Source organism: Lebetimonas natsushimae (genome assembly GCF_002335445.1).
Classification (GTDB): Bacteria; Campylobacterota; Campylobacteria; order Campylobacterales; family Nautiliaceae; genus Lebetimonas; species Lebetimonas natsushimae.
The window spans coordinates 165001-188997 of record NZ_BDME01000006.1 but is presented as its reverse complement, the minus strand read 5'-3'; the positions used below and the strand labels follow the sequence as shown (position 1 = coordinate 188997).

27 protein-coding genes and 1 pseudogene are annotated in these 23997 nt (G+C 27.6%); 15 read left to right on the top strand and 13 right to left on the bottom strand.

All coding sequences use genetic code 11. The features are described from left to right. Positions 1–2: 2 nt before the first annotated feature. Positions 3–1388: a murein biosynthesis integral membrane protein MurJ gene (gene murJ / locus LNAT_RS07970; RefSeq protein ID WP_096260110.1), complete on the bottom strand. Its 1386-nt coding sequence runs from the start codon at positions 1386–1388 to the stop codon at positions 3–5. 29 nt (positions 1389–1417) lie between these two features. Here murJ and LNAT_RS07965 point away from each other — a divergent pair, with 29 nt between their 5' ends. From LNAT_RS07965 to LNAT_RS07925, 10 genes are all read left to right on the top strand, one after another. Continuing rightward, the gene (locus tag LNAT_RS07965) at positions 1418–3307 is read left to right on the top strand and encodes a flagellar assembly protein A (RefSeq protein WP_096260085.1); all 1890 of its coding nucleotides are present in this window, start codon (positions 1418–1420) and stop codon (positions 3305–3307) included. Beyond that, positions 3285–3827 (top strand): Holliday junction branch migration protein RuvA, encoded by a 543-nt coding sequence (gene ruvA, locus LNAT_RS07960; protein WP_096260084.1) that lies wholly within the window; start codon positions 3285–3287, stop codon positions 3825–3827. Before LNAT_RS07965 ends, ruvA begins: the two co-directional genes overlap by 23 nt. Beyond that, complete coding sequence (locus LNAT_RS07955) at positions 3824–4858, top strand: D-alanine--D-alanine ligase (RefSeq protein WP_096260083.1); 1035 nt, start codon at positions 3824–3826, stop codon at positions 4856–4858. Before ruvA ends, LNAT_RS07955 begins: the two co-directional genes overlap by 4 nt. After that, positions 4858–5127, top strand: coding sequence for an acylphosphatase (locus tag LNAT_RS07950; RefSeq protein ID WP_238594020.1), 270 nt, complete (start codon positions 4858–4860; stop codon positions 5125–5127). The genes LNAT_RS07955 and LNAT_RS07950 overlap by 1 nt, the downstream gene beginning before the upstream one ends. 8 nt (positions 5128–5135) lie before the next feature. After that, positions 5136–6545, top strand: a complete 1410-nt coding sequence (locus tag LNAT_RS07945) for a Mur ligase family protein (RefSeq protein ID WP_096260081.1) — start codon at positions 5136–5138, stop codon at positions 6543–6545. A 10-nt stretch (positions 6546–6555) separates the two neighbouring features. Beyond that, positions 6556–7143, top strand: coding sequence for a TRAP transporter small permease subunit (locus tag LNAT_RS08810; RefSeq protein WP_238594019.1), 588 nt, complete (start codon positions 6556–6558; stop codon positions 7141–7143). A gap of 30 nt (positions 7144–7173) precedes the next feature. After that, on the top strand, positions 7174–8466 hold the full coding sequence (locus tag LNAT_RS07940; RefSeq protein WP_202970441.1) for a TRAP transporter large permease: 1293 nt from the start codon (positions 7174–7176) through the stop codon (positions 8464–8466). Further along, entirely contained in the window at positions 8466–9152 is a 687-nt protein-coding gene (locus LNAT_RS07935; RefSeq protein ID WP_096260080.1) for a DUF72 domain-containing protein, read from the top strand. The genes LNAT_RS07940 and LNAT_RS07935 overlap by 1 nt, the downstream gene beginning before the upstream one ends. A 108-nt stretch (positions 9153–9260) precedes the next feature. Further along, positions 9261–9365, top strand: coding sequence for a helix-turn-helix domain-containing protein (locus LNAT_RS09030; protein ID WP_096260109.1), 105 nt, complete (start codon positions 9261–9263; stop codon positions 9363–9365). A 36-nt stretch (positions 9366–9401) separates the two neighbouring features. After that, the gene (locus LNAT_RS07925) at positions 9402–9932 is read left to right on the top strand and encodes a PhnA domain-containing protein (protein WP_096260079.1); all 531 of its coding nucleotides are present in this window, start codon (positions 9402–9404) and stop codon (positions 9930–9932) included. Here LNAT_RS07925 and LNAT_RS07920 read toward each other — a convergent pair. From LNAT_RS07920 to LNAT_RS07905, 4 genes are read right to left on the bottom strand one after another with little or no spacing between them, the layout of a single operon-like run. Next, positions 9929–10237: an iron-sulfur cluster assembly protein gene (locus LNAT_RS07920; RefSeq protein ID WP_096260078.1), complete on the bottom strand. Its 309-nt coding sequence runs from the start codon at positions 10235–10237 to the stop codon at positions 9929–9931. The genes LNAT_RS07925 and LNAT_RS07920 overlap by 4 nt on opposite strands. A 9-nt stretch (positions 10238–10246) precedes the next feature. Continuing rightward, positions 10247–10729, bottom strand: a complete 483-nt coding sequence (locus LNAT_RS07915) for an HIT family protein (protein ID WP_096260077.1) — start codon at positions 10727–10729, stop codon at positions 10247–10249. Beyond that, positions 10729–11433 (bottom strand): ATP-binding cassette domain-containing protein, encoded by a 705-nt coding sequence (locus LNAT_RS07910; protein WP_096260076.1) that lies wholly within the window; start codon positions 11431–11433, stop codon positions 10729–10731. The genes LNAT_RS07915 and LNAT_RS07910 overlap by 1 nt, the downstream gene beginning before the upstream one ends. Then, on the bottom strand, positions 11430–11738 hold the full coding sequence (locus LNAT_RS07905; protein WP_096260075.1) for an MTH1187 family thiamine-binding protein: 309 nt from the start codon (positions 11736–11738) through the stop codon (positions 11430–11432). The genes LNAT_RS07910 and LNAT_RS07905 overlap by 4 nt, the downstream gene beginning before the upstream one ends. A 167-nt stretch (positions 11739–11905) precedes the next feature. On the opposite strand from LNAT_RS07905, the gene LNAT_RS07900 reads away from it, so the two are divergent. Both LNAT_RS07900 and LNAT_RS09025 read left to right on the top strand, forming a co-directional pair. Continuing rightward, positions 11906–14122 carry a putative bifunctional diguanylate cyclase/phosphodiesterase gene (locus LNAT_RS07900; RefSeq protein ID WP_096260074.1) on the top strand — a complete coding sequence of 739 codons (2217 nt, stop codon included), beginning with the start codon at positions 11906–11908 and terminating at the stop codon, positions 14120–14122. A gap of 382 nt (positions 14123–14504) precedes the next feature. Then, positions 14505–15206 (top strand): annotated as a pseudogene (locus tag LNAT_RS09025) (methyl-accepting chemotaxis protein); the annotation flags it as partial. Between the two features lie 183 nt (positions 15207–15389). Here LNAT_RS09025 and LNAT_RS07890 read toward each other — a convergent pair. Continuing rightward, positions 15390–16139 (bottom strand): alpha/beta fold hydrolase, encoded by a 750-nt coding sequence (locus LNAT_RS07890; RefSeq protein ID WP_096260072.1) that lies wholly within the window; start codon positions 16137–16139, stop codon positions 15390–15392. A 1-nt stretch (position 16140) separates the two neighbouring features. Then, on the bottom strand, positions 16141–16509 hold the full coding sequence (gene msrB, locus LNAT_RS07885; RefSeq protein ID WP_096260071.1) for a peptide-methionine (R)-S-oxide reductase MsrB: 369 nt from the start codon (positions 16507–16509) through the stop codon (positions 16141–16143). A 49-nt stretch (positions 16510–16558) separates the two neighbouring features. On the opposite strand from msrB, the gene recR reads away from it, so the two are divergent. Then, positions 16559–17122, top strand: a complete 564-nt coding sequence (gene recR / locus LNAT_RS07880) for a recombination mediator RecR (protein WP_096260070.1) — start codon at positions 16559–16561, stop codon at positions 17120–17122. 10 nt (positions 17123–17132) lie between these two features. Further along, a complete protein-coding gene (locus LNAT_RS07875) occupies positions 17133–17426 on the top strand; it encodes an iron-sulfur cluster assembly protein (RefSeq protein ID WP_096260069.1) in 294 nt (97 codons plus the stop codon). On the opposite strand, the gene LNAT_RS07870 is transcribed toward LNAT_RS07875, so the two are convergent. The 6 genes from LNAT_RS07870 to LNAT_RS07845 are packed head-to-tail and all read right to left on the bottom strand — an operon-like array spanning position 17423 to position 23134. Next, on the bottom strand, positions 17423–17869 hold the full coding sequence (locus LNAT_RS07870) for a hypothetical protein (RefSeq protein ID WP_096260068.1): 447 nt from the start codon (positions 17867–17869) through the stop codon (positions 17423–17425). The two genes, LNAT_RS07875 and LNAT_RS07870, sit on opposite strands and share 4 nt — an antisense overlap. Position 17870: 1 nt before the next feature. Continuing rightward, positions 17871–18257, bottom strand: coding sequence for a YchJ family protein (locus LNAT_RS07865; protein WP_096260108.1), 387 nt, complete (start codon positions 18255–18257; stop codon positions 17871–17873). After that, positions 18247–19908, bottom strand: a complete 1662-nt coding sequence (locus LNAT_RS07860; RefSeq protein WP_096260067.1) for a molybdopterin-dependent oxidoreductase — start codon at positions 19906–19908, stop codon at positions 18247–18249. The genes LNAT_RS07865 and LNAT_RS07860 overlap by 11 nt, the downstream gene beginning before the upstream one ends. 1 nt (position 19909) lies before the next feature. After that, on the bottom strand, positions 19910–20767 hold the full coding sequence (locus LNAT_RS07855; RefSeq protein WP_096260066.1) for a hypothetical protein: 858 nt from the start codon (positions 20765–20767) through the stop codon (positions 19910–19912). Further along, on the bottom strand, positions 20760–22310 hold the full coding sequence (locus LNAT_RS07850) for an AAA family ATPase (protein WP_096260065.1): 1551 nt from the start codon (positions 22308–22310) through the stop codon (positions 20760–20762). The genes LNAT_RS07855 and LNAT_RS07850 overlap by 8 nt, the downstream gene beginning before the upstream one ends. Continuing rightward, positions 22310–23134, bottom strand: coding sequence for an NAD(+)/NADH kinase (locus LNAT_RS07845; protein ID WP_096260064.1), 825 nt, complete (start codon positions 23132–23134; stop codon positions 22310–22312). The genes LNAT_RS07850 and LNAT_RS07845 overlap by 1 nt, the downstream gene beginning before the upstream one ends. Positions 23135–23496: 362 nt before the next feature. On the opposite strand from LNAT_RS07845, the gene LNAT_RS07840 reads away from it, so the two are divergent. Next, entirely contained in the window at positions 23497–23997 is a 501-nt protein-coding gene (locus LNAT_RS07840; protein ID WP_096260063.1) for a bacterioferritin, read from the top strand.

Sequence of the window (23997 nt, the reverse complement as noted above, 5' to 3'; positions counted from 1 at the left end):
CTTTAAAATAGTAAAAGAAATTTTTTAAAAATTATAGCAGCAATTATACTTATAGTTATACATAATATCAAATAAAAGAGATATTTCTTTTCAAAAAAACTAAAAAACAGTTTAAAAGAGAGTTCTTTTATATATAAAAACAGCATAATTATGCCTGCAATACTGCTTGATAGAGCCAGTCCGTAAACTTTAAGGGGAAAAATAAGTATTATTGAAAAAACTATATTACCTCCGAGTGCTATTGCTGAAAATTTTGCCGCTTTTAAATGTCTGTGTGTCGCATATAGATAACTTGAAAACAGTTTGCTTATGCCATAAGGAATTAAACCTATTAGATACATTGTTAAAACATTAGAGGTCATTATTGTATCATTATGGGTAAATGCGCCTCTTTCGAACAGGACTTTGACTATTTCTTTGGAATCGGCAATTCCGACGATTGTAGCTAAAATAAGAAGATATAAAAGTATCCAAAATATTTTTTTCATCATTTCCATGGCTTCTTTTTCTTTGTCTGAATGTAAAAGTTTTGTGATTTTTGGGAAAAATACAGTTGAAGTCGCTATTACAAAAAGTGCAAACGGAAGCTGAAAAAGTCTATTCGCATAATAAAGATAGCTTATACTTCCAGCTATCAAAAAAGTGGCAAGCCAGGTATCAAGAAATGCTGAGATGTGTGCTGTGGAATTACCAAAGACTGAAGGTAGGAAATGCTTGTTAAATTCATTTGTATCAACTTTAACTTTCTTTTTATAGCCAACGTATAATAATTTTAATATTTTTTTCTTTTTTGCAACTATCAGGTGTGCAATTACCTGGGCTATTCCCCCAATAATTACTGCGAAACTTAAATACCATATAATTTTTTCTTTTGTAAAATTTTTTGATATTAATAAGGCAGAAATTAAAGAAATGTTTAGTAGGGCTGTTGAAAAGGCAGTTACTGCAAAATGGTTTTTGTATTGAAGCAGGCTTGCAAGAAATGTTACTATAAATATTAAATCTAAATACCAGAAATTGATTGCTATAAGAGGTGAAGCTATTTTTTTGGCTGTCTTATCAAATCCATATGCTAAAATATCGGTAATAAAATCCCTAAAAATCGTGACAATTAAGCTTAAAATAAGTATAATAATAAAAAATTTAAAGAATATTAAAAAAGCAAAACGAGCTTTTTCTTTTGATTTAGCTAAACTTGGAAGAAAACTTTGTGTAAAAGCCCCTTCCGCAAAAATTCGTCTAAAAAGGTTAGGAAATTTGAAAGCAACAAAAAAAATATCAGAATATATATTGGCCCCCAGTATAGAAGCGTTTAACAAATCCCTTATAAAGCCCAGTATTCTTGAATTGAATATTCCTAAAAAATTGATTATTATTGCTTTTATCATAAATGCCATTATATCAAAAAAGGTCAATTATGGGGCTTTTTGATTTTTTAAAAAAAGAAAAGAAAGAAAAAAATAAAAAAAATACAGAAGCTTTACCTCTTATTGTTAGGGTAGAAAATGTCAACAACATTCTTTTAAAAGTTTCAAAAGATTATAATATACCCCTTTCCTCTTTAGATTTTGATATTTTAAATATTAAAACATTTATCAAAACGGAACATGATCCTGAGTTTGTTGAAGTCGATGATGAATCTAAAATTTTTTTAAGGGATGAAACATTTTTAAGAAATGAGAAAAATGAAATAAAACAGGTTTATGAAATTGAAATAAAACAATATGAAATTAACGATTTTGAATTAATAGGAGATATGGAAATAAATAATAAATTCACTGAGGCGAAATTTATTATTTCACCCAAATCTTTATTGATCAATGTGGATTTTAGTAAATTAAAAAATGAATTAAACAAAAAGAAAGTAAAAAGCGGACTTTTAATTGATTTATTTGATGAAGAAATGAATATGTCTGTTGAGAAAATTGCTGCAAAGTTAAGAATTATCGGTTCATTGGAAAAAGAAGAGGAAATTTTATTATGTAAAGGGCTTGATGAAATCCCTACCATCCAAGGTGAAATAATTTACCATTATAAAAGAAATGAAACTTCGATAAAAAAGGAATTGATTTATCCAGTAAAAAAAGATGAAATCTTAATAGAGATAAAAAAGCCAAAACCGGGTAAAAACGGAAGAAATTGCAAAGGTAAAATCATTCTTGTAGAAAAAGTTAAAGATTTTGAAATTCCGAATATCGGTTTTGATAAAAAAACGATAAAAAAAGAAGAGAATGATGAAAAGATTGTTTTTATTGCATTAAAAAACGGTTATTTATATCAAGAAAATGATATTTACACTATTAAAGATGAAATTGAAATAAAACAGATAAATATCAAAACAGGAAATGTAGAAGGTGCTGAAGAGAATGATATTAAAATTGATGTAAAAGAATCAGATGCTTTAAAAGAAGCGATAGGTGATAATACAATTGTTGAAACCACAACTTTAATTGTAAGAGGGAATGTGGGTAATTCAGCAAAAATTAAAGCAAAAAATCTGCAAATAATGGGACAAACCCATAAAAAAAGTAAAATATATGCCAAAAAAGCTGAAATTAATATACATAAGGGATATATAGAAGCTGATGAACTGAAAATAACAAGATTAGAGGGTGGTATAGTAAAAGCAAATAAAGTAATAATTTCTCAGGTTATCGGAGGTGAAATTTATGCAAAAAATGTTGAAATAGAACTTTTAGGTTCACATTTAACGTGTTATGCGTTGGAAGAGATAAAAATACATGAAATTAAGGGAAGCGAAAATAAATTAGCCATAGCACCTGCAAAAGTGCTGGGCGAAACTGATATAGAAAAGTTTCAAAAAAAATTAGAAGAAATAAAAAGGGAATTAAGAATAAATGTTGAGGAATACAATAAAAAAGTAAAAATTTTAAAAGAAAATAAAAATTCTATAAATGAACTTAAGAAATTGTATTTAGAAAACAAATCTAAAGGAATTAACACTTCTCCAACTATCATAAAAAAAATTAAAGAATATCAACTTTTTAAAGAAAAAACACTTGAAATCAAAGAAAAAATCGAAGAATTAAAAAGGGAAATAAATGAATTAGAAGAAACTATCGATAAATTCCAAAATATAGTGCTTCTAGCAAAAATTATTTCATTTTCTCCCTGGACATCTTATAACAGAATAGAATTTGACTTAATCGAACCGCCAATTAAATTAACTTATGACACCAAAGGGAATGAAGGAGCTTGCGGATTTAAACTCAAGGATTTTGGAGATGCGTATAAAATTGTAAAAATTCGTATAAAGGACAATAATGATAGCAGCTCTAAAGGGTAATGTTTTTGAAAAAGAAAATGGAAAAATTTTATTAGATGTAAATGGAGTAATATATGAGATTAATGTAAGTATGATGACTTATTCAATGGCAAAAGACGGAATTTATTATATAACCGAAATAATTAAGGAAAATGAATATACTTTATACGGTTTTTTAAATAAAAATGAAAAAAAACTATTTGATAATTTAATAAAATTAAACGGGGTCGGGCCGAAGGTAGCTTTGGCAATATGTTCAACATATACACCTGAAAGTTTTATGGATATAATTTCAACTAAAAATATTGATGCACTTAAAAAAGTGCCTGGAATCGGTCCTAAAAGCGCAAAAAGAATCCTTATGGAAATGAGTGAATTTGAAATTGAGAATATTGATTCAAACAAATCTCAAGCACTTATAGCACTTGAAAATTTGGGATTTAATAAAAAAGATATTTTAACTGCTTTAAGCGGACTTAATGGAAGTGTTGAAGAGATAATAAAAGAGGCTTTAAAAAGACTTAGCAAAGGAGTAAAATGACTTTTTTAGTTTTATTTGGCGGCAGCAGTTTCGAACATGAAATTTCAATAGTTAGTGCAATAACACTAAAAGATAAAATTAAAAAGAACAATTTAAAATTCCTTTTTATTGATAAATACAGGGATTTTTATCTTATTGAAAAAGAGGATATGAAAAGTAAATATTTTGCAAGCGGAGAATACAAAAAAGCTGTAAAACTTGAAATTAAAAAGGGCGGATTTTTTTATAAAAAAGGACTTTTGAAAAAAGAAGAAAAAGTGGATTTTGATGTTGCCATAAATTTAGTGCACGGAAGAGACGGGGAAGATGGAAAAATTCCGGGGATGTTAGAATTTTTTAAAATCAAGGCAATTACTCCGAATACCGAAGCCAGTGCTATTAGTTACAATAAAGTTTTAACAAAGGCTTATGCAAGGGAAATAGGGGTTGAAATTATAGATTATGAAATAATAAATTCCCCAAAAACAAAATTTGATTTTCCAATAATTGTAAAACCTGCACGTCTTGGCAGCAGTATAGGGGTTAGCATTGCAAAAAATCAGGATGAACTTAATTATGCTTTTGATGTGGCAAGCGAATTTGACGATTTGATAATAGTGGAGCCTTTTATTGAAGGTATCAATGAATATAATCTGGCAGGATTTTTGGCAGATGAAGAATATATTTTTTCAAAAATAGAAAAAGTGGAAAAAAAAGATTATCTTGATTTCGAGAAAAAATATTTAGATTTTAGTAGAAAGAATATGACATTAAAAAATATTGACCAAAATATAGAATTAAAAATAAAAGAAAATTTTACAAAAATATATAACACAATATTTAAAAATGCTCTAATCAGATGCGATTTTTTTGAAAAGGATGGTATTATTTATCTTAATGAAATTAATCCAATCCCTGGAAGTCTGGCGAATTATTTGTTTGATGATTTTGAAAATAAATTGGAATTGCTTGCTGATAGTGTGACATTGGAGGAAGATATTGTAATAGATTATCAATATATAAATAAAATCCAAATGGCAAAAGGGAAATAATGACTTATAAGTTTTTAGTTTCCGGAAAAGTGCAGGGGGTATGGTATAGAAGATTTGTAAGTGAGAATGCTAAAAAAAGAGGATTTAAAGGTTATGTCAAAAACTTGCCCGACGGAAAAGTTGAAGCGGTTACGAATATTGAAAACGAAAACAGATTAAAAGAGTTTATAGAAATTTTAAAAGAGGGCTCGCCTTATTCATTTGTTGAGAATATTGAATATGAGCAAATTCCGGATATCAAATTTAATGATTTTGAAATAAGATATTAAGGGCTGAAATGTTTCAATTGATAGTGAATTTTATAACGGCTTATATTTTGGGGTATTATTTAATAACCGTCCTTCAATGGTATAACTATAAAGTAAAAAGGATTATATTCCATTTTCATAAACCTCTTTGGCATTTAATTTATTTTGTAGTGCCTGTTGTAACATATATTGTGGCTTATAAATTTTTTTGGATTTATCTCTTTTTTGGATTAATTCCTGCATTGGCTTTGTGGTCTAAGAGAACAAAAGGTCTGGATATTACAAAAAGAGTTAAAAGATTTTTCTTAATTTTAGGTTTTTTGGAAACTTTAAACCTGCTTTTTATTTATAAACTTAAAATAAATCCGGGTATCGGGGTTTTAACAGTTTTAATTTTGAGTATGATTATTGCTGAAATTATTGAATATACATTGTTTATAGGATATAAGAAAAAAGCAAAAGAAAGGTTGAATAAAATAAACCCCACTATTATTGCAATAACTGCAAGTTATGGAAAAACTTCCATTAAAAACTTTTTATATCAATTGTTAAATGAAGATTTCAAAACTTATAAAACACCAAGAAGTGTTAACACTTTGAAGGGCATAGTTTTAGATATCAATACAAAACTTCCCGAAGATACCCAAATTTATATTACAGAAGCAGGAGCCAGGGAGAGGGGAGATATAAGGGAAATTGTTAAATTTTTAGAAAATGAATATTCCATCTTAGGAAAAATAGGCCCACAACATATAGAATATTTTAAAAGTTTAGAAAATATTAAAAAAACAAAATACGAAATATTTGAGAGCCCTAAACTCAAAAAAGGATTTTCTTATGAAAAAATTGATAATGATAAAGTAGTTGCGATTAAAGATAAAATAAAAAATGTAAAATCAAGCCTTGACGGAATAGAATGGGATGTTGAAATCGACGGTGAAATTCATCATTTTAAGGCTCCAATTTTGGGTGAATTTAATGTAATAAATGTAACACTTGCCGTGTTTAATGCATTAGAATTTATAAAAGGTATTGAAAAATTAAAATTAAAAGTGCTAAAATTAGAAAGTGTGCCCCACAGACTTCAAAAAATAGAAGCCGGCGGAAAAATTATTATTGATGATAGTTTTAACGGAAATATTGAAGGGATGCTAAAAAGTTTTGAATTAGTTAATGATTATAAGGGTAGAAAAATAATTGTTACCCCTGGAATACTGGAGGGGACAAAAGAGATGAATGAAAAACTGGCTAAAAAAATAAATCAGGTTTTTGATATTGCAATAATTACCGGAGAAACTAACAGGAAGATACTCTGCAGCAATATAACTATTGAAAAAATTGTTTTAAAAAACAAAAAAAACTTAGAAAAAGTTTTATCAGAAATTACAAAACCCAGCGATTTGATTTTATTTAGTAACGATTTCCCTGAATATTTGTAAGGAGAAAAAAATGATGGATTTTTTATCGAATTTGAGCAATTATATTGATTATACAATATTAGCCACAATGATAAGTGTAATTATTTTGTCTTTTATTCCAAAAATTGATTTATTGGCGGAAAATCTCAGTAAATTTTTTATGATTATTTCGGTTGTTACACTCATTTTGATGACTCTGATAGTTAGTTATGATGTAATTGCAAGAAAGCTTTGGCATGGCGGTAGTATTGCAATGCAGGAACTTGAATGGCATTTGTTTGACATAACATTTCTTTTTTCAATTGCATATACTCTTGCAAGGGATAAACATGTAAGGGTGGATATTTTTTATGATAAATTTTCACCTAAAGTGAAAGCGGTTATTCAAATAATAACAATTATATTTTTTGTAGTGCCTTTGGCCACACTGATAGTGGTGGAGGCTATCCCTTTTGTGCAGATGAGTTATGAAATGCATGAACGCTCAGGCGATCCGGGGGGACTTTGCTGCAGATGGATTATAAAATCTACAATGATTTGGGCATTTATTATTGTTTTGATTCAGTCAATTGCTGAACTTAAAAAAGCATATTATAAATTTAAGTATATAGAAGAGTAAAAATATTATGTTAAGTGGAGGTTCAATAAAATGACAGGAATAATTCTATTTATCGTAGCATTCATACTGCTAATGCTTGGAATTCCCGTAGCATTTGCATTTGGTGCCAGTGCAATATTCGCTGCATTTATAGATCCAAATGTAGGTTTGGATGTATTTGGTCTTTTACCGTATAGAATATATGGAATAATGCAAAACTTTACGCTTATGGCAGTTCCTCTTTTTATTTTTATGGGTTTTATATTGGAAAAAAGTAAAATTGCGGAAAATATGCTTGAATCAATAGGTAAACTGTTTGGTCCTATAAGGGGAGGGCTGGCGATTGCCATTGTTTTAGTTGGGGCAATTTTAGCTGCTTCTACTGGAATAGTGGGTGCAAGTGTTGTAATGATGACAATTATTTCTCTCCCTGTTATGTTAAGACACGGTTATTCCCCTCGTCTTGCTAGTGGTGTAATTGCAGCGAGTGGAACATTGGGGCAGTTGATTCCCCCTAGTATTGTATTAATTATTCTTGGTGCTGTAATGCAGATAAGTGTTGGAGATTTATTTAAAGCTGCAATTATTCCTGGACTCATTGTTGTGGGACTTTATATTATATATGTATTAATTATTGCATTTTTAAAACCTGAAATTGCACCAGCAATTAAAACAGACGAAAAATATTCAAAAATTGTTATACAAGCTCTTAAATCTTTAATAGCACCGACTATTCTAATTATTATGGTTTTAGGAAGTATTTTTGCAGGATTTGCAACTCCGACAGAATCTGCTGCAATAGGTGCAATCGGTTCGATAATTTTATCTGTTTTTTATAGAACCTTTAATTTAGAGCTTTTAAGATATGCAAGTGTTGAAACAGTTAAAATTACAGCAATGATATTTATGATATTAATCGGAGCGACTTCGTTTTCTTTGGTATTTAATGAATCAGGGGCAGGGGATTTGGTAACCCAGTTTTTTACCCAGGATATTTCAAATCAATATGTTTTTATAGCCATTACAATGGTTGTTATTTTTATACTTGGATTTTTTGTTGATTTTATTGAAATTACATTTATTGTTATTCCTATTTTAATACCGATTGTTCAGGAATTCGGTATAGACCCGCTTTGGTTTGCACTTTTAATTGCAGTAAATTTACAGACATCATTTCTAACACCGCCTTTTGGATTCAGTCTATTTTATTTAAAAGGTGCAGCGGGAGACAAAATTCAGACAAAAGATTTGTATATAGGTATTATTCCTTTTATCAGCATTCAGGTAATCACACTTTTAATTTTAATATTTTATCCACATTTAGTCCATTTATTGGTCAAATAATGCTCTATACAGGTACAAGCGGATATTTTTACAGAAACTGGCAGGGAGAGTTTTATCCCCCTGAACTACCTACATCCAAATGGTTGGAATATTATGTTAATTTTTTTAATTCACTAGAATTAAATTCAACTTTTTATAAATTTCCCAAAACATCAACAATTAAAAACTGGAAATATAAAATTAAAAATAATTTCAAACTATCGATCAAAGCAAATAAAATAATTACACATAATTCAAAACTAAAAAATATAGATAAATTAAAAGAGTTTTTAGAAATAGTTTCAGTTCTTGATGAAAAACTAGGGGTTGTTTTATTTCAGCTTCCGCCAAGTTTAAAATATGAAAAAGATCTGTTTGTAAATTTCATAAATTCTTTAAATAAAAATTTAAAATACGCAATTGAATGCAGAAATAAAAGCTGGTATAAATATGAAGTATATGAAATAATGAAACAAAACAATATTTGTTTGGTTTGGCATGATTTTAATCAGGATTTTATTTTTGAATATACTGCAAATTTTAATTATATAAGATTTCACGGATTCAGTGGTAAATATATCGGTTCATATCCAGATAATGTTTTACAAACAATAAAATCAAAACTTTTAAATGAAGCATATGTTTATTTCAATAATACAGACGATAACAGTGCATTTAAAGATGCAAAAAGATTTATGGAACTTTAAAATAATTTTTAAGAGAATATACATTATGTTAACTAGGGTTATAATTAAAATAAAACCATCTACAAATTAATCAATAATAATTTATAAAACTTAGGTTATCCTTTTTCAATAATTGCTGGAGAATCAGGTTTTTTTGACCAGTCACACTTCATTAAAGAATTTAAAAAGATTTATGGAATAAGCCCTTTAAAATTTATTAAAAATATTTTTTGATGCAATTTGATATAATTCCACCAAAAAAGGAAATAAATGAACGAAAAAGAAATTTTTAATAGAGCCAATAATAAATGCGAGCTTTGCGAAAGTGATAATAATTTATCCATCTATGAAGTTTTTAAAAGTGACAATAATGACGGATATGTTTTACTTTGCGAAACTTGCAAAAATCAAATAGAATCAGAAAATTATGATGAAAACCACTTTAATTGTTTAAATAACGCAATGTGGAGTGAAATACCAGCTGTAAAAATTTTAAGTTATAAAATATTAAGCGCACTTGGCAGAAACGATTTGACAGATATGATGTATCTAACAGATGAAGAAATGGCGATTGCAAATAAAAAAGAGGAAAAAATACTAGATGCAAACGGAAATGAATTAAAAACCGGAGACAATGTAACTGTTATAAAAGATTTGGATGTAAAAGGTGCTGGTAAAACCATAAAAAGGGGAACTGTAGTTAAAAATATAAGAATGTGTGACGTTCCAGGACATGTATCTTGCAGGGTTGACGGAATCGGACAGGTATATTTAAAAACGGAGTTTTTAAGAAAAGTTTAAACTCCGCAGGCTGCCTGCCCTCCTCTCCAGTATTTCTTTTCCAATTCTAAAAATCTCTGTTTTTCATCTTCACTCATTATTCTTTCATTATAATCCAGTTTTAATCCCATATTTCCAACAGCGTTTTTTACAGAATTAATTATTTGATCTCTTATAGGAATGCCCTCAAACGGCCATACAAATGTGGCTTTAACTGTGTCACCTTCGATATCTATATCCTGAAGTATTCCAAGATTTGTTAAACTTGTAGCAATTGCCGGGTGTTGTATGCTTTCTATTGCTTTTACTATTTCAAAAAAATCCATTTTTTCTCCTTAAAAGTATTTTTTAGAAATTTTTTTAATTTCTTCATATATTTTATCAAAATCTGCACTGTAAACCCTTGTTTCAAAAACAGTTGTCATCATATTTGTATCTCTTTTAAATCTTGGAACTAAATGAAGGTGTATATGTCCAGGAATTCCTGCTCCCGCATCAAATCCTAGATTCCAGCCCATATTTATACCGTCAGCTCCAAAATCTTTTAGAATTTTACATCCAATCTGAGCCATTTTCGCTAGATGTGTTACTTCCAATTCAGTTAAATTCTCATATTCTCCGATATGTCTTATTGGTATTATCATAAAATGTCCGGGATTATAAGGAAATCTGTTCATGACAAAAAAACATATATTATCCCTGAAAAATACATGGTTTTCATCATCATATTCAGGGGAATTCGCAATATTACAAAACACGCAGCCATCTTGTTTTTTGGTATGATATTCCCTCCTCCATGGGGCATAAAGTCTTTCCATTATATTCCTTTTATTAGATTTTTGTTAATATTAAATAGTTTGGATAAGTTTTCTTTTGTAAGTATTTTTTTATTTCCAGTTTTAAAAATTTTACCATTATTTAACATAATAATTTTACTAAACAAATTATTTATTACATAAAAATCATGTGTTATTAATATTATTTTTTTATTTAATGTTTCAATAAAATCCCAAAAATCTTTTTTTGCTTTAATATCAAGCCCGTTTGTAGGTTCATCCAAACATAAAATTTTAGGATTATGAATTACTGCCCTTGCAATCAAAACTTTTTTAATTTCGCCCAATGAAAGAGTTGTTATATCTTGATTTGGATTTAGATCAAATTTTTTACAAATTTGATAAGTTTTTTCTTTTTCCTCTTCACTGAATTTAAAAAAATTATAAACAACCAAAGCTTCTTTAAAAGATGAAATAATGGCATCAAAAACACTGATATGCTCATTTTTATAAAAATATTCTAAATCTGCATTCACAATTCCAAAAATTTTCCTTGCCTCTTTTAAAGTTATTTTTTTACCAAAAACTTCTCTTTTTTTTATATTTTGAGGATAAATTTCATGAGTAATTATTTTTAAAAGTATGCTTTTTCCACTTCCATTCGGTCCTAAAATCACACTGTTATCACTAATTTCTAAATCTTCAATATCTAAAATTAAATGTTTAACACCTTCAAGTTTTATCAATTGATTTTTCCTATTTTTTCTTCAACAGATTTAATTTTCTGTTTTATTCTGTTGTTTTTATTTTTTCTTATATCCATTTTTATTGTAGTATACACCCTGTTACAGTCATTTTCCAATAATTTATAAGCTTTGTTTATAATATTCGTAGCTTCTTCAATGGAATCTACTTCGTAAACAGTCCCCATGGGGGTTAACTGATAATTAATATCACTTTCTTTAAACATTTTAATAATTCTGCTTACATATTCACTTACACTCTCCCCTTTATCTGTTGGGAACATAGCAAATTCAACAAGTACGCTCATTTGTTTCCCTTTTTTATGAAATGTAATACATTATTATAATACATTTTAACTAATTTTATAGAAATTATCTAAACAATAATGAATAATTGTTTAGTTGACAAACAGATCAGTCAAAAGGTATAATAAAAATAAAAGATTAATTTTATCTTAAAGAAAGGTTGTTTGTTATGATTGATATCCAGAATGATTTTTTAAATAAAGCCAATTATATAATTGAGGACAAAAATAAATTAAATGAATTAAAATTAATTACAAATGATTTAATTTTAAAATGTATCGAAAGCATTGACGTAGAAGAGGCAACCCTTATTTTAGATGAAAACTTAAATATTACAGACAGTGATGATATTTTTAATAAATGGTTTAATTTAGGAAAAGATTATTTGCTTGGGAAAAATATCAAAGAATTTTTTTCAAAAGAATTACAAGATGTGATTATAGTATTTTTTGAAAAACTTAAAAAGAAAAAATTTCATCAACAAAAAAATCTGATAATTAAAATTAACAATATTGAAGAAATGGTTAATATTGAAGGTAAAATTTTTAGATTTAACGATAAGAACTGCATAATTTTAAGCTTTACAAAAAAAATTATCGAATCAAATATATATAAACTAAAAAAAATAGAAGAAGAAACTGCAAATTTGGTTGTAAGAATTAAAGATTTTAACACTGTAATGAAAGAAGTTTTAAAAATTTTTGTAAATTCAGGTTTGTTTGATTTAGGATGGGTAGCAAAAATCGATAAAGATTTAAAAAGAGTAATACCCATTATTACGTTAAATGAAGAAAAAGAAGATATAGAATTTAAAAAACAGGTTTTTGATTATAATTATTTTCAAGAAATTTTAGATTTGTTAATAAATAAAGAAGAGGTAATTGCAGACAATATTGAGTTTAAAGGTAAAAAATATAGAAAAGCTGTAATTTTTCCTGTATTTAATAAATGGGAATATGGAAAAGATAATGATATTGAATATGCGGTTTTGGTTTATTCTGAAAAAAATATTAATTTCAATGACGAAGAACTGATTTTATTAAAAGAAATTATTTATAAATTAAATATTGCAATAGCTGATATTTTTATAAAAGAACAGACCAATATTTTACTTTCCACCGATACTTTAACCAATTTACCTAAAAGAGAAATTTTTATAAAAGAAATAGAGAGATTAATAAAAGAAGATGTCAGTTTTGCAGTTGCAATTGTAGATATCAATAAATTAAAGAAAGTAAACAGTGTTCTAGGTTTTTGGGCTGGAGATAAAGCCATTAAAAAAATTGCAGATTATCTGAAAAATAACCTGGAAAAATCATTTGTTTCAAGAATCGGCGGAGATGAATTTGGAGTAATAATAAAAGGTGAGAAATCAGAAATTTTTAAAATGCTGGATAAAATCCTGGCATTCAATAATGAAATTGTAAAAATTAACGGCAGCGGGGTATATTTGTCGTTAAGTGTAGGAGTTTCTTTTTTCCCTGATGACAGCAAAACAAAAGAAAATTTAATTATAAAAGCGGAAAGGGCTTTATCAATTACTAAAAAGAAAGGCGGTATCGGAATTTCTTATGCAAATGAAAATTTAACAATTCTACCGAAAGACTATTTAGATTTGGAAAAAGAATTGAAAGAGGCAATAGAAAATAATGAATATGAAATGTATTACCAACCCATTGTTGATGTTGACAAAAACATTATATGGGGGGCTGAAGCTCTTCTTAGATGGAATTCTAAGAAAAGAGGACTTGTAAGCCCGGGTAGATTTATTCCTATTTTGGAAGAGAGCGGACTTATTAATGAAGTTGGAGATGTTATTATTGAAAAAGTGTTAAAAGATATTAAAGAATTTGAAAATAAAGACATTAATTTTATCATTTCAATGAATGTATCGGGAATTCAGCTTTTAAGCCAAAATATTGCATTGAAACTTCTTGATAGAATCAAAGAATTAAATATAAAAAAAGATAAAATAATCGTTGAAATAACGGAATCTGTTTTAATGGAAAATATTGATTTTATTTTACCTCAAATTGAACTTCTCAAAAAAGAAGGTATTAAAATTGAAATAGATGATTTTGGAACTGGTTATTCTTCTTTGGCGTATCTGAAAAAACTTCCAATTAGCGCCCTTAAAATAGATATGACTTTTGTAAAAGACATTTTAAAAGATGAAGAGGATGAACAGATAGTAAAAGCAATCATTTCAATGGCTAAATCATTAAACAAAAAAACAATAGCAGAAGGTGCCGAAACCAAAGAAATAGTTGATGAACTTAAAAAATTGGGAGTAGACTATATCCAGGGGTATTATTTTGCAAAACCGATGCCAAAAGAAAAACTGAAAAATTTTTTAGAAAATTTTATCAAAAATAAAAGGGGGTAAAATGTTTTGTAATTCATATAAAGGAAAAATTAATATATTAGAAAAAGAGAAAAATGAACTTTTAAAAGAAATTGAAAAATTAGAGAAGGAAAATCAAAATTTAAAACAAGAAATAGAAAACTTAAAACTTCAAAAAAACAGTTTTCAAAAAGATAAAAACAAATTAAAAATAATTTATGACATGATAGCTTACAATGAAAACAATATGGAAGAAATAGCATCAAATGCTGATGATAATATTCAAAGAATTATAGAAATGGTTAAAACAAACGAAGAAGTAAAGGAAGAAATTCAAGAACTTAAAAATGTATTTGATAAATTTTTAAATGAAATAGAATATTTAATTAATTTTGCTGCAAATGCTAAAGAAAACATATCTCATTTAAACGACAGTGTTTCCAATATTGCTGAAGTGATTAATCTTATTAAAGAAATAGCCGATCAAACAAATTTATTGGCGCTTAATGCGGCAATAGAAGCTGCAAGAGCCGGAGAACACGGAAGAGGTTTTGCGGTGGTTGCCGATGAAGTAAGAAAACTGGCTGAAAGGACACAGAAAGCTACAACAGAAGTAGAAGTAAATATTAATTTACTTAAACAAAATTCATCTGTAATGACAGAAGAAGGTACTAAATTAGATAATATAATAGATATGATGCAGGGATTTATGAATGATTTTAAAGAAGGATTCGAGAAACTATACGAAATAGATTTAAAAAACTATGAAGAGTTTAAGGATTTATCAAATGCCCTAACCGCTTTAGCACAAAAAATTAATAATTTACTTTATAAAATAAAAAATTATAAAGAAAAATTATTTGGAAAAAGCAATTTTACATCAAATACAGGTGAACACGGATTTAATAACTGGTATGAAGGGGCTGGAAAAGAATCTTTTGAGAACACCAAAGCTTATAAAGAAATTCCATCATCTCAAAAAGCGTTTGAACAAAATATGCAAGATGTCATGAAAGGAAGTATGACCAATGCATTTGATGAATTTGCAAAAGCTGAAAAAGAAACAAAAAGAATGTATAAAATGCTTGATGATATGGTAGCAGAAAAAAATAAAACAAATAAATAATTTTTCTTTTTCAATTTTCATTTCAGATTTCAAAATACTCTGAAATTTTTTTAAATGTAAAAAATATAAAAAAAATTAAAAAGGAAGATAAACACATTTAAAACTGATAAAACAATTTTTGCCAACTCTAAATTGTAAATATTTTTATTCTAAAATTTCAATTTAATTTTTAAAATATATATTTTATTTAGAGTAATCTAAAACTTTAAAAATTTTCTTTTCAATCATTTTCCTGTTTTCTTTTGCTTTTGTTTGATTTGGTGAGTTAAAGAAAAAATAATGATTTCCGTTTAACATAATATTTTTACTATTTAACAATTTACTTTGTTTTTCTATTGCTACAGGAGGAACTGCAGTATCTTCGTGCCCGCCAAAAATAAGTACTTTTCCATTATAACTTCTGAAAACATCGCTAAAATCCTCATTTACTACATTTTTAAAAGTTTCATACATATTTTGACTCATCCCTTTAGCATCTTCACTTATAAAATATTTTTTAAAATTACTTAAACCTAATTTTTTTAAAAATTTATATATTTTAATTTTAATCCTAACATTAAGCGGTTTTGGCATTACAATTCCGGCACTCGCAAGTAAAACCAATATATCCGGCTCAAGCAGAGTTGCCACCTTTCCACCAAAACTGTGCCCTATTATGATATCTTTTTTTATATTTAGTTCATTTAAAAATTCATCGATAATCTTTGCATAATCATTTGTAGTTAAAATATAATCATTATTACTTTTTCCAAAGCCTGGCATATCAATATAAATATGTCTGAAATTTTTAAAATTATCCATAAAAACTTTCATAATCTCTTTATTGCTGCCCCATCCGTGTAAAAAAATAATATTTTTTTCTTTGCATGGATTAATAATATCATAAGCAATTTTAAATTTTTTACCTTCTATGTCTATTTTTCTGATAGCCAAATTAAACCTCCGGAATAAATTTAAGGGATGTAGAATTTATACAATACCTAAGACCAGTTGGTGTCATACCGTCACCAAAAAGATGCCCGAGATGTGCCCTGCAGTTTGCACACATCACTTCGACCCTTTGCATTTCCCCACTGAAATCCGGAGCTTCCAAAATCTTACCTATCGGCATATAAAAACTTGGCCATCCCGTTCCGCTATCGAATTTATGCTCTGAAGAAAAAAGCTCGCTTTCACAACATTTACAAAGATAAATCCCTTTTCTTTTATTATCCCAGTATTCGTTATTAAAAGCTGGCTCTGTTCCTTTTTCGCAAATTACATATTTTTCAAAATTATTTAATCTGTTTTTACATTCATACATATAATACCTTTGATATAATTTCACAAATTTTACTAAATTTAGGAGCAAAATGAAAGATTTAACATCCCTTAACGAGCTTATTGAGGCTTTAGAAGAATTGCCAAGCATTGGCAAAAAAAGCGCAACAAGACTTGCCCTTTTTCTTGCAAAGGACAAATTCAGGGCAATGAAACTTATCAATGCAATTGAAAATGTGGTTACAAACATAAAGGAATGTACAATTTGCGGCAATTTCAGCGAATATGAAATTTGTGAAATATGTTATAATCCAAACAGGGAAAAAACCTTGGCAATAGTTGAAAACCCTAAAGATATAATGATTATTGAAGAAAGCGGAAGTTATAAGGGATATTATTTTGTATTAAATCATTTGGATGATGAAAAAATACAAAAACTTAAGAACCTTATAGAGGAAAAAGAAATAAAAGAGGTTATCTTCGCATTTTCACCTTCGGTGGAGAGTGAAGCTAGAAGTTTATATCTTGAAGATAAATTAAAAGATTTAGGAGTTGAATTTTCTCAAATTGCACAAGGGGTACCTACGGGAGTACATTTTGAAAATGTAGATATAAATTCTCTTGCAAAAGCTATAAAATTAAGACATAAAATTTAAAGGAGTAACCATGGAAAAGAAAATTTTAGAAGCATTAAAATCAGTAAAACATCCTGCAATAAATCTCTCTTTAATAGATCTTGGAATTTTACAAGACATCCAAATTGAAGATAATAAAATAAAAGCTACACTTGCTTGGCCGTTTGATTTAGTACCGCCTGCCATTAAACAAATGATAGCAGCTTCTATTGAAAATGCCATTAAACCGTTTGGTATGACTTTTGAATATAATGAAAAACTTATGAACGAAGATGAAAAACAGAGATTTTTAAAATTGGAACACGAAAACTGGAAAGGATTTTAAACCTCACTAAGTTCATCTCTGTGAGGTTTCCAGCATAAATTAAAAAATTTTGTTTCATTTTCCAAAACAACATTATCACAATTTTTAATAAGATTTTCAGCCCATTTTTCAATTGCAGCCCTGACTTTTTCGTCATATCTTGAAAAGTATCTGTCATAATCTTCTGCTGTATAAACTTTATTTCCAACAAAAGGTAATCCATCAAGCGCTTGAAGCTTAAAAATTCTAAATGTTTCTTCATCCAAATTTTTCTTACCTAAATAAATCTTTTTTACATGTTCTTTTTCGCTTTCGACCCTTTTTCTATATGATAAATTTTTAAAAATAGCATATTTTGTAGCTTCAGCCATTCCTACTGCTTTGGCTACATTTCCGTCAAATCCTAATTTTTCGGCTCTGAATCTCTGCAGCGCTGCCATTTTTGGAAATCTGTTAATTTTCATATTAAATTCCTTTCATATAATACCACTTCTCTTCTTTTACAAAGCGGCTTTTTTCATGCATAACATAATCATCAATATAAGCCTTAAATTCAACGAATGCCTCTTTTTCACCGTCAATAAATTCAATTATCTCAAGCTTTTTAAAATCACTTTTACTAAATTCCTTAATGCTTTTTATCCATTCATTTCTATTTTTTTCAAAATGGGGAGAATTTGGATGAGTGGTTTTTATAATATATTCGGCATTTCCTATTGCATAAGCGCTGTATCGGCTTTTCATCAAAAACATTGCGTTAGGTGCTGAATTTATTTTATGCCATTTATAACAGCAATCTTTATATTTTTTCCCACTGCCGCATGGGCATTTTGAATTTTTGCTAAATTTCATAATATGCATTTTCTCCTTCTGCTTTTAATATTTTATTTATTGTTACACCGCCTTTTGCATAAATTATATTTTTTGGTAGATTTTTATCATATTTTATTAATTTAGAATCAAAATTTTGTTTAGCCCAATTTAACATAATAATTTTACTATAAGGATTTAAATAAATATTTTCATCTCTTTTAAACTGAGAATTTAACGCTTTAGCTTCTTTTACAGTAACTATTTCAAACTCTTTTTCTTCTCTTTCAAACTTTTGGGTTAAAAAATGAAATTTTTTATCTTCTGTATAAAATCCCTCACTATATGGAGGTTTATCAAATACTTTTTTCCTGTAGACGCCATCATTTATCTTTTCTAAATCAGCATTTAAAATCTCTTTTATATATTCATCTTCTTCTTTTAAACCGTCAAAACCAAATTCATTAAATAAATATCTTGCAAGCTCATACTCACTAATCTTATTTTCATTTTCCATTTTACATTTTACATTATCCATTATTAAAACATATTCATGAAAATAACTGCCCCTTGCATCATTTTTTTCATAAAAATCTTTTGTAGGAATAAAAAGAGTTGCAATTTTTGCCGTTTCATCATAATATTTGCCAAATACAATCACTTTTTTTCCTTTTAGTTTTTCCCATTCATCTCTGTTTACAAAACTGACAAGTGGATTTGCACCCTGGATAAAAACAACATCATAATCATCCAAATTGACATCAAACAACGCTACTTTATTTTTATGACTAATTGCAAAAGGATTGTTTATTTCAAAACTGCTGCTGCCTAGATATGCGACTCCCCTATCCTCTTTTCCAAAGTAATCAAGCATAAAAAAAAGTGAATCAATGGCCCAGGTGGTTTTATAACATTCCCTGCATTTAGAAACTCCAAGGCCTGTTAAAACAACTGCCCCGTTAAGTATAATTTCCAATAATCTTTCAACATTTTTTATACTTACTCCTGATTTTTTAATTAAATCTTCTTTCTTATATGAAAAAACTATTTCTTTAAATTTTTCAAAATTTATTCCATCAGCTCTCTTAAGCAATTTTTTTTCTATAACCATCTGAGAAAGTAAAATAGCCAAATAATAATCACTGTTTGGTTTTACCTGAATAAAAAAATTTGAATTTTTAGCAGTTTTTGTTTTAACTGTATCGATAGTAACTGTAAATTTATCTTTTATAAGAGACAATAAATGAATATTTGTAACATACGGATTTCTGCCCCAGATAATTATATTTTTGGCATTTTTTATAATCCATGTCGGAAGTATTAAACTTTTTCCTCTTGAATTTATTATTCCCTTCTCCCCTATTCCGTCACAGGTGCTGCCTACTGCAAAAGTGGCTCCGTACTTTTCAAAAAATAGTTTTGTAACATTTTGCATTAATCCCATATGGCCGGAGCCTTTTATAAACAAAACTTTATTTGATTTTATTGTTTTTAAAATATTTGTAAGTTTATTTAATGCTTCATTTAACATAATATTTTTACCATTGTATTTGGGGAATCTTTCAGAAGAAAATTTAAAATAATTATTTAATTTCCAACAAAGAAAAGGCGTTATTCCTTCACCAACTATTTTCCATTTTCCATTATTAATTTTACACTGACATGCATCCCAGCAATCAAGAGGACAAAACAAATTATTCCTTTAATTTTTTTCTTAAATATTGTACTACCTCTTTAATACCGTTTTCTTTGGTATGTAGATCAATATAATTTAATATTCTAACAATAACATTAACGGTACCTCTTGAATTTTTAATCTGATCTATTTCTTTATCTATTCTCTCAAGCAAAGCTAAAACAAAAGGTATATTATTTATTTCTTTTTTTAATTTAATTTCTAAATTGGGATAAGTTTCATCATAAATAAAATGGAATTTTTCTTTTTCTTTATTTAATTTTTCCTGTTCAAAATCAATTAATTTGTTTTTACTTAAAGAATATTCTATATAATGTTTGTTTTTGAAAGAAGGTCTGAGTCTATATTCAAAAAAAATTTTTTTGGCTTTATACAATGTTTCTGAATTATAACTGTTTGATTCAAATATAATATTATAAATTTCAATTTCATCAAATTCATCATTTATCGGATTAAAATAACTTATTTTATTTAATTTTTTTATTTCTTTTAATTCATTTTCATAAACAATACCGTAAATATAATCATTGTCTTTTGAAAAATATGATGAAAATTTTTTGGTAAAAAAACTTAAAATATATTTGGTTTTTAAATCAGTTTTATTCTTATAGTCTATTAAAAGCAAATATCCATTTTCAAGAAAGTTTAAAATTTTTAAAAAAGCATCAAATTTTAATATTCCATTTTCAAAAAAAAATTCATTTATTTTATTTTGTTTTTCAATAATTTTTAATATTTCCTGTTTTTTATTTTCAGGTATTTTACAAACTTTTTGAAATTCATTAATTAAATTTTGTTTATTTTTTATTTCATTTTCCAACAATTTTATTCTGTCTAACAATATTTTTCTATCCACGCGCACCCTTTAATAATTCTTTAGCATATTCCACTGCTTTTTCACTTTTTTCCTTTCCGCCTATAATTCTTGCAATTTCTTCAACTCTTTCATCCTTATTAAGTTCTTTAACATAACTTTTATTATCTTTTTTAGTAACCAAAAAATGTTTATTTGCTTTGCTTGCAAGCTGAGGCTGGTGAGATATGGCAAATATTTGATATTTGGAAGAAAGATATTTAAGCACTTCGGCTACACTCATACTTTCCTCACCGCTAAGATTTGCATCTATTTCATCTAAAAAAAGACTTTTTTCATTTGTTTCATATTCAAGTTTACTCGCCAAAAGTGCTACTCTTAATCTGTTAAATTCTCCGGTTGAAATTGTATTGATATCTATATCGTTTATAATGATTTCAATTTTATCTTTTCCATATTCGTTTAATTCAATCTCTTTAAAAACAATTTCAGCACTTGGCATATAAAGTTTCTTTAAAAAATAATTTATTTTTTCCTCAAGTTTTTTACCAGCCTCTTTTCTTTTTTGAGTTATAAAATCAGCAAGACTGTTTAAATTTTCTTTTAAAGAGTTTATTTTTTTTATTATTTCCTCTTTTTCAAATGACAAATTCTCAAGTCTGTTTAATTCCTCTTTTTTTTCTTCATAATATTTAAGACTCTCTTCTATACTTCCAAATCTTCTTATAAGTTCTTGGAGTTCTGAGAGTCTGTCAAGCACTTCTTCAATATCAACGTTTTCTAAAAAAGAAGCTTTTTCATTTGCTTTATCTATAAGAATTCTAAGTTCATTCATTGTATTGGAAAAAAATTCACTGTCTTCTTCTATCATTTCCAAAAGCTCATAGACCTCATGTTCAAAATCAAAGATTTTTTGGGCTTCATTTGCTTTTTCTTTAATTTTTTCAACTTTGCTTAAATCTTTCTTTATTTTCATAAGTTCTTCAAATTCACCGATTTTTGGAGAAATACTTTCTATTTTTTCAAGTTCGTATTTTAAAAATTCTTTTTTTTCTTTTGCCTCTTTTTCCTCTTTTAAAATTCCGTTTAATTTGTTTTGAAGTTTTTTATATTCATAAAAAAGTTTTTTGTATTCATTTAACTTAACATAATAATCTTTCTTTCTAACTATTTTATCCAATACATTTAAAATATTTTCGTTTTCAAACTCTTTAATTTGACGCAAAGACAAATAATCCAAAAAATTAGCCGCAATTTCTTTTATAGTTTTTTTACTTACAGCCTGATTATTTATAAAATACCTGTTTTTATTTTTTTTAATCTGTTTAAAAATTATCACCTCATCACTTTCGATACCGTATTTTTCCAAATCAATATTGGCATCTACCACAGCCTCGGAAAGAGCCGCATTGACATCAAAATATCCAAAAATTGAAAGAATTCCCCTCATCAAAACAGATTTTCCCGCACCGCTGGGACCTGTAAAAACAATAAGACCTTTTGAAAATTCAAGCTCAACTTCATTAAATTCAAGTTCAACCTCTTCAAAAGTTACAAAATCTTTTATATAAACCCTTTCAATCACTATCTCTCTCCCCAATGAAGTTTCTCTCTTAAAACGTCAAAATAATTTCGCTCTATCCTATGAATAAGTTTTGCTGGCTTTTGCGCTTTTTTTATGGTAATTTTATCGTTTAAGTCATAAATCTCCTGCCCGTCAAGTATCAGTTTTGAAAAATTTTCCTTAACTTTCGCCTCAAGCACAAAATTACTGGGAATCACCAGAGGTCTTTGTGTTAGAGAATGGGGACAGATGGGAGTTATAATAAAACTTTCTGTCAAAGGATAAACAACAGGTCCTCCCGCACTTAAATTATATGCCGTAGAACCGGTCGGAGTAGAAATTATAAGTCCGTCACCTCTGTATGTATTTAAAAAACTTTCATTTGTATCTATCTGAATATTTATCATTGATGATATTATATCTTTACTGATAACAACATCATTAAAAGCATATAATTTTTTTTCGTTATAAACAATTTCTATAACCATTCTTTCATCTATTCTGTATTCTCCCTTTAAAAATTTTTTTAAAAATTCCTCCACATTATCAGGATTGATATCCGTTAAAAATCCTAAATTTCCAAGATTTATTCCAAAAACCGGTTTATCAAATTTATATGCCCTCCTTGTTACAGAAATTAAAGTTCCATCTCCTCCAAGGGCCACAATAAAATCAACACTTTTACATAAATCTTCAAAATCAACTCCTCTAAGGCCTAAAGCCCTGGCTGAAATGGCATCCAGCAAAACTTCAATATTATATTTTTCAAAAATTTCTTTAATTTTTAAAAACTCATCTTTAATTTCAATTGTGTTTTTTGGCTTTAAAATAAATCCCGCTTTCAAGTAATACCTTTTTTTCTAATTATATCAAATAGGATATATGATTTCTATAATACATGCAATTTCAGGATTTGTAACAACATTTTCCATTTATTTTACAATGAGACTTTTTTCAGATAATAGTTTAATAGTTTACCGGTTGGTTTATATTTTATATATAGCTCATAAAAATAAAAAACAAACAGCTTTGAATAAGAAAGATTGCATTTTAGAAATTTTTGGAGATTTCCTGTTTTAGGACTTGAATTATTTTTATGGTTTTTCAGTCATAATTCAATTAAATAATTTAAATAAGCTTTTTTAATAAAAGAAAAAAATTTGCAATTAATAATTTTTAGTGCTATAATATGAAAAAAGGATGAAATATGGACAGAACTAAATCAATTGAATTATTAAATAAAGCGGTTGCAGAAGAGCTAAGCGCAATTCATCAATATATGTATTTTCATTTTGTTTTAGATGATTTGGGATATGACTTACTTGCAGGAATATTTAAAAAAACGGCTATTGAAGAAATGCTGCATACTGAAAGATATGCTGAGAGAATTTTATTTTTAGGCGGTGAAATTGAAATGAAACCAGCCCACGAGGTTGAGCATATAAAAGACCCAAAAGAGATGTTAAAATGGGCAATGAAAAGTGAAGAAGAGGCAATTGATATGTATAATGATTTTGCACTAGAATGTGCCAATGCAAAAGATTCAGGTACAAAACAGCTTTTTGAAAGTATAATTGCCGATGAAGAGAGACATTTTGACGGGTTTGAAACTGAATTTGAAAACCTTCAGAAATTTGGAGACAGATACTTAGCCCAACAGGCAATGGAAAGAAGCAAAAAAATGGGAATGCAAACACCTACAGAATAA

Bases quoted from the DNA above. Each gene is read 5' to 3' on its own strand.
- murJ (WP_096260110.1), bottom strand. From the start codon at position 1,388: ATGATAAAAGCAATAATAATCAATTTTTTAGGAATATTCAATTCAAGA.
- LNAT_RS07965 (WP_096260085.1), top strand. From the start codon at position 1,418: ATGGGGCTTTTTGATTTTTTAAAAAAAGAAAAGAAAGAAAAAAATAAA.
- ruvA (WP_096260084.1), top strand. From the start codon at position 3,285: ATGATAGCAGCTCTAAAGGGTAATGTTTTTGAAAAAGAAAATGGAAAA.
- LNAT_RS07955 (WP_096260083.1), top strand. From the start codon at position 3,824: ATGACTTTTTTAGTTTTATTTGGCGGCAGCAGTTTCGAACATGAAATT.
- LNAT_RS07950 (WP_238594020.1), top strand. From the start codon at position 4,858: ATGACTTATAAGTTTTTAGTTTCCGGAAAAGTGCAGGGGGTATGGTAT.
- LNAT_RS07945 (WP_096260081.1), top strand. From the start codon at position 5,136: ATGTTTCAATTGATAGTGAATTTTATAACGGCTTATATTTTGGGGTAT.
- LNAT_RS08810 (WP_238594019.1), top strand. From the start codon at position 6,556: ATGATGGATTTTTTATCGAATTTGAGCAATTATATTGATTATACAATA.
- LNAT_RS07940 (WP_202970441.1), top strand. From the start codon at position 7,174: ATGACAGGAATAATTCTATTTATCGTAGCATTCATACTGCTAATGCTT.
- LNAT_RS07935 (WP_096260080.1), top strand. From the start codon at position 8,466: ATGCTCTATACAGGTACAAGCGGATATTTTTACAGAAACTGGCAGGGA.
- LNAT_RS07925 (WP_096260079.1), top strand. From the start codon at position 9,402: ATGAACGAAAAAGAAATTTTTAATAGAGCCAATAATAAATGCGAGCTT.
- LNAT_RS07920 (WP_096260078.1), bottom strand. From the start codon at position 10,237: ATGGATTTTTTTGAAATAGTAAAAGCAATAGAAAGCATACAACACCCG.
- LNAT_RS07915 (WP_096260077.1), bottom strand. From the start codon at position 10,729: ATGGAAAGACTTTATGCCCCATGGAGGAGGGAATATCATACCAAAAAA.
- LNAT_RS07905 (WP_096260075.1), bottom strand. From the start codon at position 11,738: ATGAGCGTACTTGTTGAATTTGCTATGTTCCCAACAGATAAAGGGGAG.
- LNAT_RS07900 (WP_096260074.1), top strand. From the start codon at position 11,906: ATGATTGATATCCAGAATGATTTTTTAAATAAAGCCAATTATATAATT.
- msrB (WP_096260071.1), bottom strand. From the start codon at position 16,509: ATGTATGAATGTAAAAACAGATTAAATAATTTTGAAAAATATGTAATT.
- recR (WP_096260070.1), top strand. From the start codon at position 16,559: ATGAAAGATTTAACATCCCTTAACGAGCTTATTGAGGCTTTAGAAGAA.
- LNAT_RS07875 (WP_096260069.1), top strand. From the start codon at position 17,133: ATGGAAAAGAAAATTTTAGAAGCATTAAAATCAGTAAAACATCCTGCA.
- LNAT_RS07870 (WP_096260068.1), bottom strand. From the start codon at position 17,869: ATGAAAATTAACAGATTTCCAAAAATGGCAGCGCTGCAGAGATTCAGA.
- LNAT_RS07865 (WP_096260108.1), bottom strand. From the start codon at position 18,257: ATGAAATTTAGCAAAAATTCAAAATGCCCATGCGGCAGTGGGAAAAAA.
- LNAT_RS07840 (WP_096260063.1), top strand. From the start codon at position 23,497: ATGGACAGAACTAAATCAATTGAATTATTAAATAAAGCGGTTGCAGAA.